The sequence below is a fragment of the Paenirhodobacter sp. CAU 1674 genome, from assembly GCF_029222945.1.
GTDB lineage: Bacteria > Pseudomonadota > Alphaproteobacteria > Rhodobacterales > Rhodobacteraceae > Rhodobacter.
Window position 1 is genome coordinate 233,823 of the sequence record NZ_JARHUH010000004.1, and the last position, 13,373, is coordinate 247,195.

At 67.6% G+C, this 13,373-nt stretch carries 13 protein-coding genes; 5 read left to right on the forward strand and 8 right to left on the reverse strand.

Translation table 11 applies throughout. The features are described 5' to 3' along the window. Window positions 1-31: 31 nt before the first annotated feature. From P2G62_RS07825 to P2G62_RS07835, 3 genes are all read right to left on the reverse strand, one after another. Window positions 32-1,630 (reverse strand): DUF4139 domain-containing protein, encoded by a 1,599-nt coding sequence (locus P2G62_RS07825; protein WP_275734316.1) that lies wholly within the window; start codon window positions 1,628-1,630, stop codon window positions 32-34. Window positions 1,631-1,758: 128 nt separating this feature from the next. Further along, the gene (locus P2G62_RS07830) at window positions 1,759-2,781 is read right to left on the reverse strand and encodes an aspartate-semialdehyde dehydrogenase (RefSeq protein ID WP_275734317.1); all 1,023 of its coding nucleotides are present in this window, start codon (window positions 2,779-2,781) and stop codon (window positions 1,759-1,761) included. 113 nt (window positions 2,782-2,894) lie between these two features. Further along, the gene (locus P2G62_RS07835) at window positions 2,895-4,085 is read right to left on the reverse strand and encodes an MFS transporter (RefSeq protein WP_275734318.1); all 1,191 of its coding nucleotides are present in this window, start codon (window positions 4,083-4,085) and stop codon (window positions 2,895-2,897) included. A gap of 113 nt (window positions 4,086-4,198) precedes the next feature. Here P2G62_RS07835 and P2G62_RS07840 point away from each other — a divergent pair, with 113 nt between their 5' ends. From P2G62_RS07840 to modC, 4 genes are all read left to right on the forward strand, one after another. Beyond that, complete coding sequence (locus P2G62_RS07840; RefSeq protein WP_275734319.1) at window positions 4,199-4,552, forward strand: LysR family transcriptional regulator; 354 nt, start codon at window positions 4,199-4,201, stop codon at window positions 4,550-4,552. A 64-nt stretch (window positions 4,553-4,616) separates the two neighbouring features. Next, window positions 4,617-5,360, forward strand: coding sequence for a molybdate ABC transporter substrate-binding protein (modA, locus tag P2G62_RS07845; RefSeq protein ID WP_275734320.1), 744 nt, complete (start codon window positions 4,617-4,619; stop codon window positions 5,358-5,360). After that, the gene (gene modB, locus P2G62_RS07850; RefSeq protein WP_275734321.1) at window positions 5,357-6,058 is read left to right on the forward strand and encodes a molybdate ABC transporter permease subunit; all 702 of its coding nucleotides are present in this window, start codon (window positions 5,357-5,359) and stop codon (window positions 6,056-6,058) included. The genes modA and modB overlap by 4 nt, the downstream gene beginning before the upstream one ends. Next, the gene (gene modC / locus P2G62_RS07855; protein ID WP_275734322.1) at window positions 6,051-7,130 is read left to right on the forward strand and encodes a molybdenum ABC transporter ATP-binding protein; all 1,080 of its coding nucleotides are present in this window, start codon (window positions 6,051-6,053) and stop codon (window positions 7,128-7,130) included. Before modB ends, modC begins: the two co-directional genes overlap by 8 nt. A gap of 54 nt (window positions 7,131-7,184) precedes the next feature. On the opposite strand, the gene P2G62_RS07860 is transcribed toward modC, so the two are convergent. The 5 genes from P2G62_RS07860 to P2G62_RS07880 all read right to left on the reverse strand — a co-directional run bounded on the left by P2G62_RS07860 (window position 7,185) and on the right by P2G62_RS07880 (window position 12,492). Next, window positions 7,185-7,649 carry an Hsp20 family protein gene (locus P2G62_RS07860; protein ID WP_275734323.1) on the reverse strand — a complete coding sequence of 155 codons (465 nt, stop codon included), beginning with the start codon at window positions 7,647-7,649 and terminating at the stop codon, window positions 7,185-7,187. 149 nt (window positions 7,650-7,798) lie between these two features. Next, on the reverse strand, window positions 7,799-8,578 hold the full coding sequence (locus tag P2G62_RS07865) for a trypsin-like peptidase domain-containing protein (protein ID WP_275734324.1): 780 nt from the start codon (window positions 8,576-8,578) through the stop codon (window positions 7,799-7,801). 57 nt (window positions 8,579-8,635) lie between these two features. After that, window positions 8,636-9,919 (reverse strand): glycolate oxidase subunit GlcF, encoded by a 1,284-nt coding sequence (gene glcF, locus P2G62_RS07870; protein WP_275734325.1) that lies wholly within the window; start codon window positions 9,917-9,919, stop codon window positions 8,636-8,638. Next, entirely contained in the window at window positions 9,919-10,992 is a 1,074-nt protein-coding gene (locus tag P2G62_RS07875; protein ID WP_275734326.1) for an FAD-binding protein, read from the reverse strand. Before P2G62_RS07875 ends, glcF begins: the two co-directional genes overlap by 1 nt. 66 nt (window positions 10,993-11,058) lie before the next feature. Then, window positions 11,059-12,492: an FAD-linked oxidase C-terminal domain-containing protein gene (locus P2G62_RS07880; RefSeq protein WP_275734327.1), complete on the reverse strand. Its 1,434-nt coding sequence runs from the start codon at window positions 12,490-12,492 to the stop codon at window positions 11,059-11,061. A gap of 81 nt (window positions 12,493-12,573) precedes the next feature. On the opposite strand from P2G62_RS07880, the gene P2G62_RS07885 reads away from it, so the two are divergent. Further along, window positions 12,574-13,275, forward strand: a complete 702-nt coding sequence (locus tag P2G62_RS07885; protein ID WP_275734328.1) for a DUF599 domain-containing protein — start codon at window positions 12,574-12,576, stop codon at window positions 13,273-13,275. Window positions 13,276-13,373 lie beyond the last annotated feature (98 nt).

Consider the following 13,373-nt stretch of genomic DNA (forward strand, 5'->3'; position numbering starts at 1 on the left):
GCTCAGGTTCAATCATGGGAGGCGGCTGCGATTAACGCAGCACCTGCCCTGCGGGCCAGCCGATGGTGGTGTCGAGCGCGACGGTCTGCGTCTTGCCCGGCGCCAGATCGAAGCGCCATTCCAGCAAGCCGCGGCCATCGTCGTAATTCTCGGCGCTGACCGCCGGGGTCACGCTGTAGTCGATCGTCAGATCTTCCTGCTCGGAATAGGGCACGCGGTCGATCACCCGCACCGGCCAGGCCTCGGCGGTCAGGTTTTCCACCTCGATACGCACCTGCTCGCGCCGTTCGTTCGATTTCGAAATCACACCGCGGTCGCCCTCGGTCTTGTCCACGACCACCCGTTTCAGCCGCAGCCCGTCGATCGCGCCGAACCCCTGGCGCAATGTGTCGCCCGCCGCGGTCAGGCCAAGGTCGGTCATCCCGACCACGGCCCCATCCAGAAACAGCGTCGCGGACCCGGGCAGCAGGATCTGGCCTGTGTCGTTGCTGACCTCGGCCACCAGATAGGCGGTCTCGTCGAGCATCGGCACCGCCTCGGCCAGCACCTCGACGGGCAGTTCCAGTTGATCGAGCTTCAGCCGCAGCGCCTCGACCCCGTCACGGATGTCGACCGCCGTGCCGTAACGATAGGTCACCGTCATGCCCTGCATTTCCATCGCCGCCGTCTCGGCCACCGGGGCGGGTGCGTAGGCGTCGGCCTGGACCATGCCCCGGGTCAGCATCTTGGGCAGGCCACCGACCGGCGCGTCGGGCGGCCCGAATTCCAGCCGTTCGGGCCAGATATGGCCGGGGTCCATCCGTTCGGACGGGCGCGCCGTGGACAGCGTCAGATCGACGCCCGCCCAGTCCTCGCCCGAGTTCTGCGCGATCGAGACATAGCGATCCACCGCCAGGGTGCCACTCGTCCGGTCCAGCCGCAGATCATAGGCAGGCGTCCAGCTGGCCGCATCGGTGAAGGTGGTGATTTCCAGCTGCCCCGCCCCTTCGACCGTGGCCAGCAGCGCATCACTATCGGTGTTCGGATTTTCAAGCGCGGCCAAGGCCTTGCGGGCCTTCTCCAGCGCTTCGCGATCGGGTTTCAAGGCACGGTCTGCGGCCTTCGCCTCGACCTCGGCGGCCTGCGCTTCCTGATTTGCGGCCAGAATGCCCGCCCCCACCGTCTGCGCCAGCGCGGCCAGTTGGTCGGGGGCAACGTTCTGCGTGCTCGCCCCGCGCAGGAAGGCGGCGCGTTCGCGCGCGGCCTCGGCCCGCAGCCGGATCGCAGCCACGGCGTCCTCCTTCTCGGCAAGCGCCAGTTCCTGCCGCTCGACTTCGGCCCGGGCGGCTTCGAGGGCCGGAGAGGTCAGCGGCTCGGTCGCCGGTTCACGCGCGTCAATCAGCGTGACGGCCCCCACCTTGACGCCATCCCCCTTGACCCGCAGCGTCTCGATCCGGGTGCCATCGGGCAGGCCCGGCACGATCACCTCTTGCGCGCCGTCGCCGGAAATCTCGACCGTTCTGGTCACTTGCGCGCCCCAGGGAAACAGGGTGACGGCGGTGATATGGGCGGGCGCCTCGACCGTTTGCGCAAAAAGCGCGGCCGGGGCGGCGGTGAAAAGCAAAGCGGCGGCGATCGAAAAGGGTTTCATAGGAACCTCCCGTTGGATGGCCCGAGGGTCACCGGGAGGCCGCGCAAAAGCAAGGGGGCGCGAAGCCGCGCCCCCTCACAATCCAATCAGACCGGCGTGATCCGGCCGATGCCGTCCCGCAGCGGGGATCAGCCTTTTTTCAGGCAGCGCTGGCCCAGAACCTCGGCGATCTGCACCGCGTTCAGCGCCGCGCCCTTGCGCAGGTTGTCCGACACGCACCACAGGTTGATGCCGTTGTCGACGGTGCTGTCCTGACGAATCCGCGAAATGAAGGTCGCGTAATCGCCGACGCATTCGACCGGGGTGACGTAGCCACCGGGCTCGCGCTTGTCGATCACCATGATGCCGGGCGCTTCACGCAGGATGTCGCGGGCTTCGGCCTCGTCCAGGTGCTCTTCGAACTCGATGTTGATCGCTTCGGAATGGCCCACGAACACCGGCACGCGCACGCAGGTCGCGGTCAGCTTGATCGACTTATCAAGAATTTTCTTGGTCTCGGCGACCATTTTCCATTCTTCCTTGGTCGAACCGTCTTCCAGGAACACGTCGATATGCGGGATCACGTTGAAGGCGATCTGCTTGGGATAGACCTTCGGCGGCACTTCCTGACCGGGAACATACATGCCCTTGGTCTGGTCCCACAGCTCGTCGATGGCTTCCTTGCCGGTGCCCGACACCGACTGATAGGTCGACACCACGACGCGCTTGATCTTGGCGCGGTCATGCAGCGGCTTCAGCGCCACGACCATCTGCGCGGTCGAGCAGTTCGGGTTCGCGATGATGTTTTTCTTGCTGTAGCCCACGATGGCGTCGGCGTTCACTTCGGGCACGATCAGCGGGATGTCCGGGTCGTAGCGGTAGAGCGACGAGTTGTCGATCACCACGCAGCCCTGGCTTGCGGCCTTGGGCGCATAGACCTTGGTCGCGTCCGAGCCGATCGCGAACAGCGCGATGTCCCAGCCGGTGAAATCGAAGGTGTCCAGATCCTGGGTCTTCAGAGTTCGGTCGCCAAAGCTGACTTCGGTGCCCAGCGACTTGCGCGACGCCAGCGCCGCGATTTCATCGACCGGAAACTCGCGCTCGGCGAGGATGTTCAGCATTTCTTTGCCCACGTTGCCCGTGGCGCCGACGACGACGACTTTGTAGCCCATGAAGGCCTCCTTCTCGAAAGAACGCTGCCGCTTAGCGGAAATGCGCGAGACAGGAAAGGGATTCGCGACGATTTCGGCCAAGTGATGCAGGAAGGGCGCGCCCGGACCGCGTGTCAGTCGAAGCTCTCGGCGCGGGGGCGGGTGAACAGGTAAAACCCAAGGCCGATCAGCACCGGCACCAGAAAGAACAGGAACAGCATCGCGAAGGCATGGCGCGCATCGCCCGTGCGCGAGGCGGCCTCGAACACCGGGCGCGAGGCGAATTGCGCAATCGCCACGCCCGAGATCGAGAACATGTTCAAAAGCGTGACGCCCCGCCCCACCAGATGCGCCGGAAAGAACGCGCGCCCATGCGCCATGATCGCCGGGAACGAGGCCCCCGCCAGCCCCACCACCGCCAGCAGCGCGGTGACCTGCGCAAGGCTGGCATCCGGCATCAGCCACAGCACCGCCAGCGCCAGTGCCAGCACCGCGTTGCCCGCCAGCACCACGCGCTTGTGGCTGCCCAGCAGCCGGTCGGCCGGGCCATAGGCGAAATTGCCCGCCACCATCGCCAGCCCCATCACCAGCGTCACCTGCCCGATCAGCGTCGCATCGGCGCCATGCACGGCGGTCAGATAGGGCCCGGCCCACAGCCCCCTGATCCCCGCGGCGGCCGTGTAATTCGCCATCGTCAGCGGCAGCAGCAGCCACAATCCCGGCAGGCGCAGGATATCCAGCACCGAACCGCCCTGCCCCGCCGCGCGCGTGATCCGTTCGGGATCGCGCGTGAAGGTCAGGATGGCCGCCGCCACGGCCAGCGTCACCCCCGCCAGCGCCCAAAGCGTGGCGCGCCAGCCGAAGGCCTCGACCACCCAGGCCAGCGGCGCGGCGCCTGCCAGATTGCCCAGACTGCCGACACCGATCATCGCCCCGGCCAGCATCCCGAAGGCCGCGGGCGCGAAGCTGCGCGCAAAGATGTAATAGCCGCCCATCAGCACCGGCGAACAGCCGATCCCGATCAGGACCATTGCCAGATGAATCCCCCAGGGGCCGCCCGCCATCGCAAAGGCCGCCGCCCCGCCACCGCCGCCAAGCGCCAGCATGACGCCCACCGTCCGGCGCGGTCCGATCCGGTCCAGCGCCTCGCCCACCGGGATCTGCATCAGCCCGAAGGCGACATACCAAAGCCCCAGCGACACCGCCAGATCGCCCGCCGTGGCGCCCAGTTCGGCCTTCAGCACGGGGGTCAGAACCGCCAGACAGGCGCGGTAAAACTGGCTGAGCACATAGCCCGCCACAAGAAAGCCGATCGACAATCGCATGAAAATCTCCCCCTGGCGGCCAAGCTGGCGCAAGGGCGCATCGGGCGCAAGGGGCAGCGCGCTTGCAATGCGCCGCAGCCGCCCGCAGGATGGCCCAAAGCAAGGAGCACCCGATGGACCCCACCCGCCTGATGTTGCGGCTTTATTTCGGCCCGGTCATGTTCGGCCCCGGCAAGGCCGACCTGCTGGAAGCGATCGCCGCCGAAGGCTCGATTTCCGCGGCAGGGCGGCGCATGGGCATGAGCTATAAACGCGCCTGGAGCCTGGTCGAAGCGATGAATGCGGGCTTTACCGAACCGCTGGTGGACAGCGCGCGCGGCGGGGCCCATGGCGGCGGCGCACATCTGACGGCGGCAGGCGAAACCGTTCTGGCGCAGTATCGTGCGCTGGAGGCCCGGCTGCGAGAGGCCGGGGCCGCAGAAATCGCCACAATCGGAGCTTTGGTGAAGCCCGATGTGTCCAGTTGAAAATAACGCTTGGCGTGATCCGGTCCCATTGTTATGTCTGGCGAAACATAACGCTGGAGGTTCCATGCGCCATCTTCTTCTGTCCGCAGCCCTGCTTGTGCCGGGGCTTGCCGCCGCCGAAAGCCCGACGGTCTTTGCCGCCGCCTCGCTGAAAACCGCGCTCGATCAGGTCGCGCAAAGCTGGCAGGACGCGGGCCACGATCCGGTGGTGATTTCCTATGCGGGCAGCAGCGCCCTGGCGCGGCAGATCGAGGCAGGCGCGCCCGCCGATCTGTTCCTGTCGGCCTCGGTCGCCTGGATGGATACGGTTGAAGGTGCGGGCGTGGTCGTGCCCGGCACCCGGCGTGATCTGCTGGGCAACACGCTGGTGCTGATCGGCGCCGAGGACGGCGCGGTTGATCTGGCCGATCTGCCCGCCACGCTGGGCGAGCAGCATCTGGCGATGGCGCTGGTCGACAGCGTGCCCGCCGGGCAATACGGCAAGGCCGCGCTGACCTATCTGGGCCTGTGGGACGCGCTCGCGCCGCATGTGGCGCAGGCCGATAACGTGCGCGCCGCGCTGGCGCTGGTGGCCACCGGCGAGGCGCCCTTCGGCGTGGTTTACGCCACCGATGCCGCAGCCGAGCCGCGCGTGCATCTGGCCGCGACCTTCCCGGCCGAAAGCCACCCGCCGATCATCTATCCGGCGGCGCAGCTGACCACCGGCACCGCGCCCGAGGATGCCGCCGCCTTCCTGGCCTATCTGGGCGGCGCCGAGGTCGCGCAAATCTTTCAAGCTCAAGGATTTTCCATGAAAGGGGAAAAGTGAACGGAATTCCCCCCGAAGCCTGGGGCGCAGTTTTCCTGTCGCTGAAGGTGGCCGCCGTGGCGGTCGCCTTTTCGCTGCCGCTGGGTATTGCGGCGGCGATGGCGCTGGCACGCGGGCGGATGCCGGGGCTGTGGCTGCTGAATGCGCTGGTGCATCTGCCGCTGATCCTGCCGCCGGTGGTGACCGGCTATTTCCTGCTGCTGGTCTTTGGCCGCAAGGGCGCGGTCGGCGCCTTTCTGGAACAGGCCTTCGGGCTGATCTTCGCCTTTCGCTGGACCGGCGCGGCGCTGGCCGCCGCGGTGATGGGCTTTCCGCTGATGGTGCGCGCGATCCGGCTGGCGATCGAGGCCGTCGACCCGGGGCTTGAACAGGCCGCTGCCACGCTCGGCGCCTCGCGCATCTGGACATTCGTCACGATCACCCTGCCACTGATGCTGCCCGGGATCATCGCCGGGGCCATTCTGGCCTTCGCCAAGGCGATGGGTGAATTCGGCGCCACAATCACCTTCGTGTCCAACATCCCCGGCCAGACCCAGACCCTGCCTTCGGCGATCTATGCCCTGCTGCAGGTGCCGGGCGGCGAGGCCGCAGCCGCGCGGCTGGCCGCAATTTCGGTCGCGGTCGCGCTGGCCGCCGTGCTGGGATCGGAAGTCCTGTCGCGCGCCGTTGCGCGCCGGATCGGGGGCCGCGATGCTTGAGGTCGCCCTGCAGCACAAGTTCGGCGGCTTCGCGCTCGACATTGCCTTTTCGGCGCCCGGCGGGGTGACGGCGCTATTCGGCGCCTCGGGCGCGGGCAAGACGACGGTGGTCAATGCGGTTGCCGGGCTGATGCAGCCGGACCGGGGACGTGTCGTGGCGCAGGGCGAGGTGTTGCTGGATACCGCCGCCGGGCTGTGCCTGCCGCCGCATCGCCGCCGCGTCGGCTATGTGTTTCAGGATCACCGCCTGTTCCCGCATCTGTCGGTACGCGGCAATCTGATCTATGGCACGCGATTTGCGCCGCGCGGGGCGACCGGCCCCGGCTTCGATCAGGTGGTCGAGATGCTGGGCATCGGCGCCCTGCTCGGCCGCCGCCCCGGCGCGCTGTCGGGGGGCGAAAAGGCGCGGGGCGCGATTGGCCGGGCGCTGCTGTCGCGCCCCCGGCTACTGTTGCTGGATGAACCGCTGGCCGCGCTGGATACCCCCCGGCGCGAGGAAATCCTGCCGTTTCTGGAACGGTTGCGCGATGCCGGGATGCCGGTGCTTTACGTCAGCCATTCGGTGGCCGAGGTGGCGCGGCTGGCCTCAACGCTGGTGGTGCTGGGCGGGGGCCGCGTGCTGGCGGCAGGGCCCGCGGCCGAGGTGCTGGCCGACCCGGCGCTGGCTGCGCAATTCGGCGCGCAAGAGGCGGGCGCCGTGATCCATGCGCGCCTGATCGCGCACGAAGATGACGGGCTGGCCCATCTTGAAACCGGGGCCGGGCCGATCTGGTTGCCCGATGCGCCGGGCCAGCCGGGCGAGGAATTGCGCGTGCGCATTCACGCCAGCGACGTGATCCTGTCCCGCCACCGCCCCGAGGGCCTGTCGGCGCTGAACATCCTGCCCGGCGTTGTGACACGGATCGCGCCCGACGCGGGCGGCCGCGCCTGGGTGCAGGTCCGGCTGGGTCAGGACTCGATCCTGGCGCGGATCACGCAGCGGTCGGTCGCCGCCCTGGGGCTGACCCCCGGGGTGGAGTGCTTCGCGGTGCTGAAATCGGTCGCCGTGACGCGAGACGATCTGGGGCATTGACGCAAAAGGCGCGCAGGTTCCCCCGCGCGCCCGGTTTCAATTCCAGGGGCCGGATCAGGCCTCGACGGTCTCGACCCGCTTGGCCTCGACCGTGGTCGGCCCGGCAATCTCGATCCGGCGCGGTTTCAGCGCCTCGGGCACCTCGCGCAGCAGGTCGATATGCAGCATGCCGTCGGCATGGCTTGCGCCCGAAACCTTCATGTGATCGGCCAGCGCGAAGCGACGCTCGAACGCGCGGGTGGCGATGCCGCGGTGCAGATAGGTGCGCGCGCCCGCCTCTTCGGCCTTGCGGCCCGTGACGATCAGCGCGCCGTCGCGCAGCTCGACCGACAGCTCGTCCGAGCCAAAGCCCGCAACCGCAATCGAGATGCGATAGGCATTCTCGTCGGTTTTCTCGATGTTATAGGGGGGATAGGTCGGCTGGCCGACATCGGCCGCGGAAATCCGGTCCATCAGGTCAGCCACGCGGTCAAAGCCGACGGTGGCGCGATAGAGCGGCGAAAAATCAAAGTTACGCATTGTGTCATCCTCATCGGAGCGATGGTCGTTTTGCCCGCCCCTGCGGGGCCGGACGGTTCACGACGGGGCCCGGTTCGGCACCCCGACGACACAAATCTGGGAAGACCGCGCGCCGCTTTCAAGACCCCCCGCGCGCCATGGGCGCAGGCTCAGGGGCGAATGAATTTTGCGCCCTTGGCCCGGCTGATCTGTGCGTTGGGCGCGTCGCTGCGCGCCTTCATCGCCGCCCGCAGATCGGCCACATGATCGACCAGACTGCCCAGCGATACCGGCTCATCCGCCCGCGCGGCCTTGGCCGAGATCACCGAAACGATATGTGGCTCGCCATCGCGCATCGCGAAGACCGGCGCACCGGACGAACCGAAATCGGCCGCACAGTTCATCATCACCACATCGGCCGCGCGTTCCAGCACCTGGCAGACATCTTGCAGCGAGGGTGCCTCGGCCCGGTCATGGGCATAGGAGACAACGCCCACCGTTTCCCCGATCACCGGCGCAGTATCGAGCGTGAAGGGTCGCAACTGCGGCAGGCGGATCGGCTGATCCAGCTCGATCAGCGCCAGATCCCGGGCCACGCGGGCGATCTTGTCGGCGCCCTGATACTGATAGGCGGGCGGCACCATCGCACGCCGCACCCCGCGATAGGCGACGGCCCGACCATTGCGCCAGCCCGCGCGAAATTCGATCTGATCGGTCGGGATCATCGCGCCGGTCGTGCTGTCGAACAGGCAATGCGCGGCGGTCAGCACCTGATCGGGGGCGATCAGCGTGCCGGTGCAGAAGCTGCCCTTGCCAAGTTCAAGCCGCCCGACCGCCTCCCATCCGCGGCTGGCAGAGCCGGTGGACAGCAGTTTCAGCGTGCCTTGTTCGGCCATCGCCGGGGCGAAAGGAACACACAACAGGGCAACAAGGCTCAAGACACGGATCACGGGGGCGTCCCTTCGACAGTCGGCTTGCTGTAGTCCTAGGCCAGACCTGCGGCGATTTTAAGGCATATTTACCAAGGCCTGCGGTTTCGGCCCGCCGGTCGCCCAATCCAGCAGTTCGACCGTATGGACCACCGGAATCCCGGTACCCGATCCGATCTGCACCATGCAACCGATATTCCCCGCGGCGATGATCTGCGGCGCCTTCGCCTCCAGCGTGGCGACCTTGCGCGCCTTCAGCTCGGCCGAGATCTCGGGCTGCAAAAGGTTATAGGTGCCCGCCGAACCACAGCACAGATGGCTGTCGGCGGGTTCGACCACCTCGAACCCGGCGGTTTTCAGCAGATCCTTCGGCGCAGATTTCACCTGCTGGCCATGTTGCAACGAACAGGCCGCGTGATAGGCCACGCGCAGCCCCTGCGGCGCCTGCGCGGGCAGGCCGATGCGCGCCAGAAACTCCGACACGTCGCAGGCCAGCCCCGCCACCTTGGCCGCGTCATCCGCCAGCGGATCCGTGCGGAACATATGGCCGTAATCCTTCACCGTCGTGCCACAGCCCGAGGTGTTGATGATGACCGCGTCCAGATCGCCCGCCGACAGATAGGCGCGGATGTTGCGCGCGGCCTGCGCGTGGCTTTCCCCCTCGCGGCCCATGTGGTGCGACAACGCCCCGCAACAGCCCAGATTGCGCGGGATCACCACCTCGCAGCCCAGCCGGCGCAACAGGCGGATCGTGGCATCGTTGATATCGGTGTTGAGCGCGCGCTGCGCGCAGCCGGTCTGCAACGCCACGCGGTATTTGCGTGGTCCGATGGCGGCAAAGGTCTGCGCATCGTCATTGCGGCTGACCGGGGGCAGCCGCGCCGGCGCCATCGCCAGCATTGCGCGCAGCCGGGCATCGGGCAACAACCGCGCAAAGGGCTTTGCCAGCTTCGCCGCCGCCATCGCCAGCCGGAACCGCCCCGGATAGGGCACGATCCGCGCCAGCGTGGCGCGCAGCAGCCGGTCCATCAGCGGGCGGCGATAGGTGCGTTCGACATGCGCGCGGGCATGGTCGATCAGATGCATGTAATGCACCCCCGACGGGCAGGTCGTCATGCAGGCCAGACAGGACAGGCAGCGGTCGATATGCTTGACCGTCTGCGCATCGGCGGGGCGGTCGTTTTCAAGCATGTCCTTGATCAGATAGATCCGCCCGCGCGGACTGTCCAATTCATCGCCCAGCACCTGATAGGTCGGGCAGGTGGCGGTGCAGAACCCGCAATGCACACAGGCGCGCAGGATCTTGTTGGCCTCGGCGATGCCCGGATCGGCCAGTTGCTCGGGCGTGAAATTGGTCTGCATCAGCCCATCCTTCCGGGGTTCAGAATGCCGCGCGGATCAAAGCGGGCGCGCAGCTCGCGGCTCAGTGCGGCCACCGGCGCCGGTTCGGGCTCGAAAGCCGGGGCCGTGCCGCGCAGGCAGGTCGCGTGCCCGCTGTAGGGCGCCGCCAGCGCCCGCGCATCCGTGCCCTCGGGCAGCAGTGCCCAGATCAGCCCGCCGCCCCAGTCCAGCACCACCTCGCCGCCCAGCCGCGCCAGGATGCCCGGCGCATCCGAAGGCTTGACCGAGAACCGCCAGATATCCCCCGCGCGGCCCTGAAACGGCCCCACCGCCGCCAGATCGGCCCAAATCTGCGCCGATCCGTCGCGCTCGATCCGCGCCCCGTGGGGCGCCAGAAGATCGGCCAGACGCGCCGCGCGATAGGCCACCGATTCCGCCAGCCCCTCGATGCGGATCACCGCACCAACGCCCGGCAGCCAGCCCGCCCCCGACACATCGAACGGAGATCCCAGCGCGACCGCCAGGGCAGCGGGCGCCGCAGTGGCCGGAATGTCCAGCACCACGGTCGCCTGCGCGGGCGCGGCGGGCAGCAGCTTGAACGCCACCTCCGAAATCACCCCCAGCGTGCCCCAGCTGCCCGCCAGCAGCTTGACCAGATCATAGCCGGTGACGTTCTTCATCACCCGCCCGCCATTCTTGACCACCGTGCCCGCCCCGTCGACAAAGCGCAGCCCGATCAGGCTGTCGCGGCAGGCCCCCGCCTGCACGCGCCGTGGCCCGGACACATTGGCCGCCACCACGCCACCGATCGTGCTTTCGCCAACGGTGCCCAGCAAGGCACCCCAACGCGCAGGTTCGAACGGCAGGCGCTGACCCTCGGCCGCCACCGCCGCCTCGATCTCGGTCAGGGTCGTGCCCGCCCCCGCAACCAGCGTCAGCGCGCCCGGTTCATACAGCCGGATGCCCGTAATCCCGACCTGCAGCGGCAGGCCCTGCCGCGCGCCCACGGGCCGGGTGCCGCCACCGACGATCTCGAACGGACCCTGCGCCGCACGGACCGCCTCGGCCAATTCCTCTTCGCTTGCAACCTTCATCCGCCCTGCCTTCTTTCTGGCTCAAATATCCTGCGGGGGTCCGGGGGTGCAAAACCCCCGGCCGCCTCAGCCCACGCGCCGCCCGGCACTGACGGCCAGCGGAAACACCTTGGCCGGATTCAGCAGCCAGCCCGGATCGAACACATCCTTGACGCGCATCTGCGCCTCCAGATCGGGGGCGGCGAACTGCACTTCCATCAGGTCGCGCTTCTCGATGCCCACGCCATGCTCGCCGGTCAGACAGCCGCCAACCTCGACACACAGCTTCAGGATCTCGGCGCCCAGCGCCTCGCAGCGCTGCAGATCGCCGGGCGTGTTGGCATTGTACAGGATCAGCGGATGCATGTTGCCGTCGCCCGCATGGAAGACATTGGCCACGTCCAGCCCGAATTGCGCACTCAGCGCCCCGATCCGGCGCAGCACCTCGGGCAGCGCGCTGACCGGAATCGTGCCATCCAGACACATGTAATCGTTGATCTGCCCCATCGCGCCGAAGGCCGACTTGCGGCCCAGCCAGATCCGCCGCGCCTCGTCCTCGGACTGCGCCTCGCGAAATTCGACCGGGCTGTGCCGCTCGGCGATCTGCCGGATCAGACGCAACTGCTCGTCAATCTCGGCGGCGCTGCCCTCGACCTCGACGATCAGCAGCGCCTCGCAATCGGGATAGCCGGCATGGGCGAAATCCTCGGTCGCGCGAATGCAGGGGCGGTCCATGAATTCGATCGCCACCGGCAGGACGCCCGCGCGGATGATGTCGGCCACACAGGCGCCCGCCACCTCGTTGGCATCGAACCCGATCAATACGGGACGCGCGCCCTCGGGCTTGGGCAGGATGCGCAGCGTGGCCTCGGTCACCACGCCCAACTGCCCTTCGGACCCGCAGATCACACCCAGCAGGTCAAGCCCGCCCGCATCGCACCACGGCCCGCCGATCTGCAGCACCTCGCCCGCCATGGTGACCAACGTCACCCCCAGCAGGTTGTTAGTGGTCACACCGTATTTCAGGCAATGCGCGCCGCCGGAATTCATCGCGATATTGCCCGCGATGGCACAGGCCAGCTGGCTCGACGGATCAGGCGCATAGAACCAGCCGTCGCTTTCGACCGCGCCAGTCACCGACAGGTTGGTGCGCCCGGCCTCGACCCGGATGAAGCGGTTTTCGTAATCGGTTTCCAGCACCGCATTCATCCGCGCCAGCCCCAGCACCACCGAATCGGCCGAGGGCATGGAGCCGCCCGCAAGGCTTGTTCCCGCGCCGCGCGGCACCACCGGCACGCCCTCGGCATGGCAGACCTTCAGTGCCGCCGCGACCTCGGCGGTCGAGCGCGGCAGCACCACCGCCAAAGGCGCACAGCGATAGGCCGACAGCGCATCACATTCATAGGCGCGGGTTTCCTCGGGCGTGTCGATCACGGCATCGGCGGGCAAAACCGCCCGCAGCCGCGCCACGATCGCCGCCTTGCGCGCCAGAATAGCGGCGCTGGGAATGGGCATTTCCATGAATGTTCCTCCGTTGTGGTAAAAAATTATAACCAATTTACGGATCTGGCAAGGCCGGATTACAGACGCTAGGGTGTCGTCATGGAAAACACCCTGCATATCGGCCCGCTCGGGCCTTGGGATCTGGCCGCGCTGGCCTTGCTGGTTGGCTGCTGGCTGTGGATCGGCTGGCGCACCGAACACCCGCCGGCGCAGCGTCCGTCGGTCGGGCGGCTGATGGAGGGATACCGGCGCGAATGGATGCGGCAGATGGTGACCCGTCAGCCACGCATTTTCGACGGGGCGATGATGGACGGGCTGCGGCAATCGACGACCTTCTTCGCCTCGACCGCGCTGATCGCGATCGGCGGCGGGCTGGCGCTGATCGGCAACCCCGAACGGATCACCGATCTGGCGCAGGATTTCGCGCTGGACGAAGGGCCGAAACTGCTGTGGGAGGCACGGATCCTGACCGCCGTCCTGTTCGGCGCCAACGCCTTCATGAAATTCGTCTGGTCGCACCGGCTGTTCAGCTATGCCGCGATCGCGATGGCGGCGGTGCCCAATGACGTGGCCGACCCGCTGGCCTATCCGCGCGCCGAACAGGCGGCGCTGGTCAATATCAATGCCGCCAAAAGCTTCAACCGCGGGCTGCGTTCGGTTTATTTCGCGCTGACGGCACTGGCCTGGCTTCTGGGGCCCGAGGTGCTGATGATCGTGACGCTGTTCACCACCGCGATGCTCTGGCGGCGTGAATTCGCCTCGACCGCGCGGCGCGCGCTACTGGACAACCCGCCGGTCTGAGCGCAGGTCAGGCCGCCTCCGGCGGGAGTATTTGGGCCAAGAAGAAAAGGCTTCGAGCTTCTTCTTGGCCCAAATACTCCCCGCGGAGCGTCCGCGAT

Excerpts from the sequence above, each read along its gene's own strand:
- P2G62_RS07825 (WP_275734316.1), bottom strand. The coding sequence starts at position 1,630 with ATGAAACCCTTTTCGATCGCCGCCGCTTTGCTTTTCACCGCCGCCCCG.
- P2G62_RS07830 (WP_275734317.1), bottom strand. The coding sequence starts at position 2,781 with ATGGGCTACAAAGTCGTCGTCGTCGGCGCCACGGGCAACGTGGGCAAA.
- P2G62_RS07835 (WP_275734318.1), bottom strand. The coding sequence starts at position 4,085 with ATGCGATTGTCGATCGGCTTTCTTGTGGCGGGCTATGTGCTCAGCCAG.
- P2G62_RS07840 (WP_275734319.1), top strand. The coding sequence starts at position 4,199 with ATGGACCCCACCCGCCTGATGTTGCGGCTTTATTTCGGCCCGGTCATG.
- modA (WP_275734320.1), top strand. The coding sequence starts at position 4,617 with ATGCGCCATCTTCTTCTGTCCGCAGCCCTGCTTGTGCCGGGGCTTGCC.
- modC (WP_275734322.1), top strand. The coding sequence starts at position 6,051 with ATGCTTGAGGTCGCCCTGCAGCACAAGTTCGGCGGCTTCGCGCTCGAC.
- P2G62_RS07860 (WP_275734323.1), bottom strand. The coding sequence starts at position 7,649 with ATGCGTAACTTTGATTTTTCGCCGCTCTATCGCGCCACCGTCGGCTTT.
- glcF (WP_275734325.1), bottom strand. The coding sequence starts at position 9,919 with ATGCAGACCAATTTCACGCCCGAGCAACTGGCCGATCCGGGCATCGCC.
- P2G62_RS07875 (WP_275734326.1), bottom strand. The coding sequence starts at position 10,992 with ATGAAGGTTGCAAGCGAAGAGGAATTGGCCGAGGCGGTCCGTGCGGCG.
- P2G62_RS07880 (WP_275734327.1), bottom strand. The coding sequence starts at position 12,492 with ATGGAAATGCCCATTCCCAGCGCCGCTATTCTGGCGCGCAAGGCGGCG.
- P2G62_RS07885 (WP_275734328.1), top strand. The coding sequence starts at position 12,574 with ATGGAAAACACCCTGCATATCGGCCCGCTCGGGCCTTGGGATCTGGCC.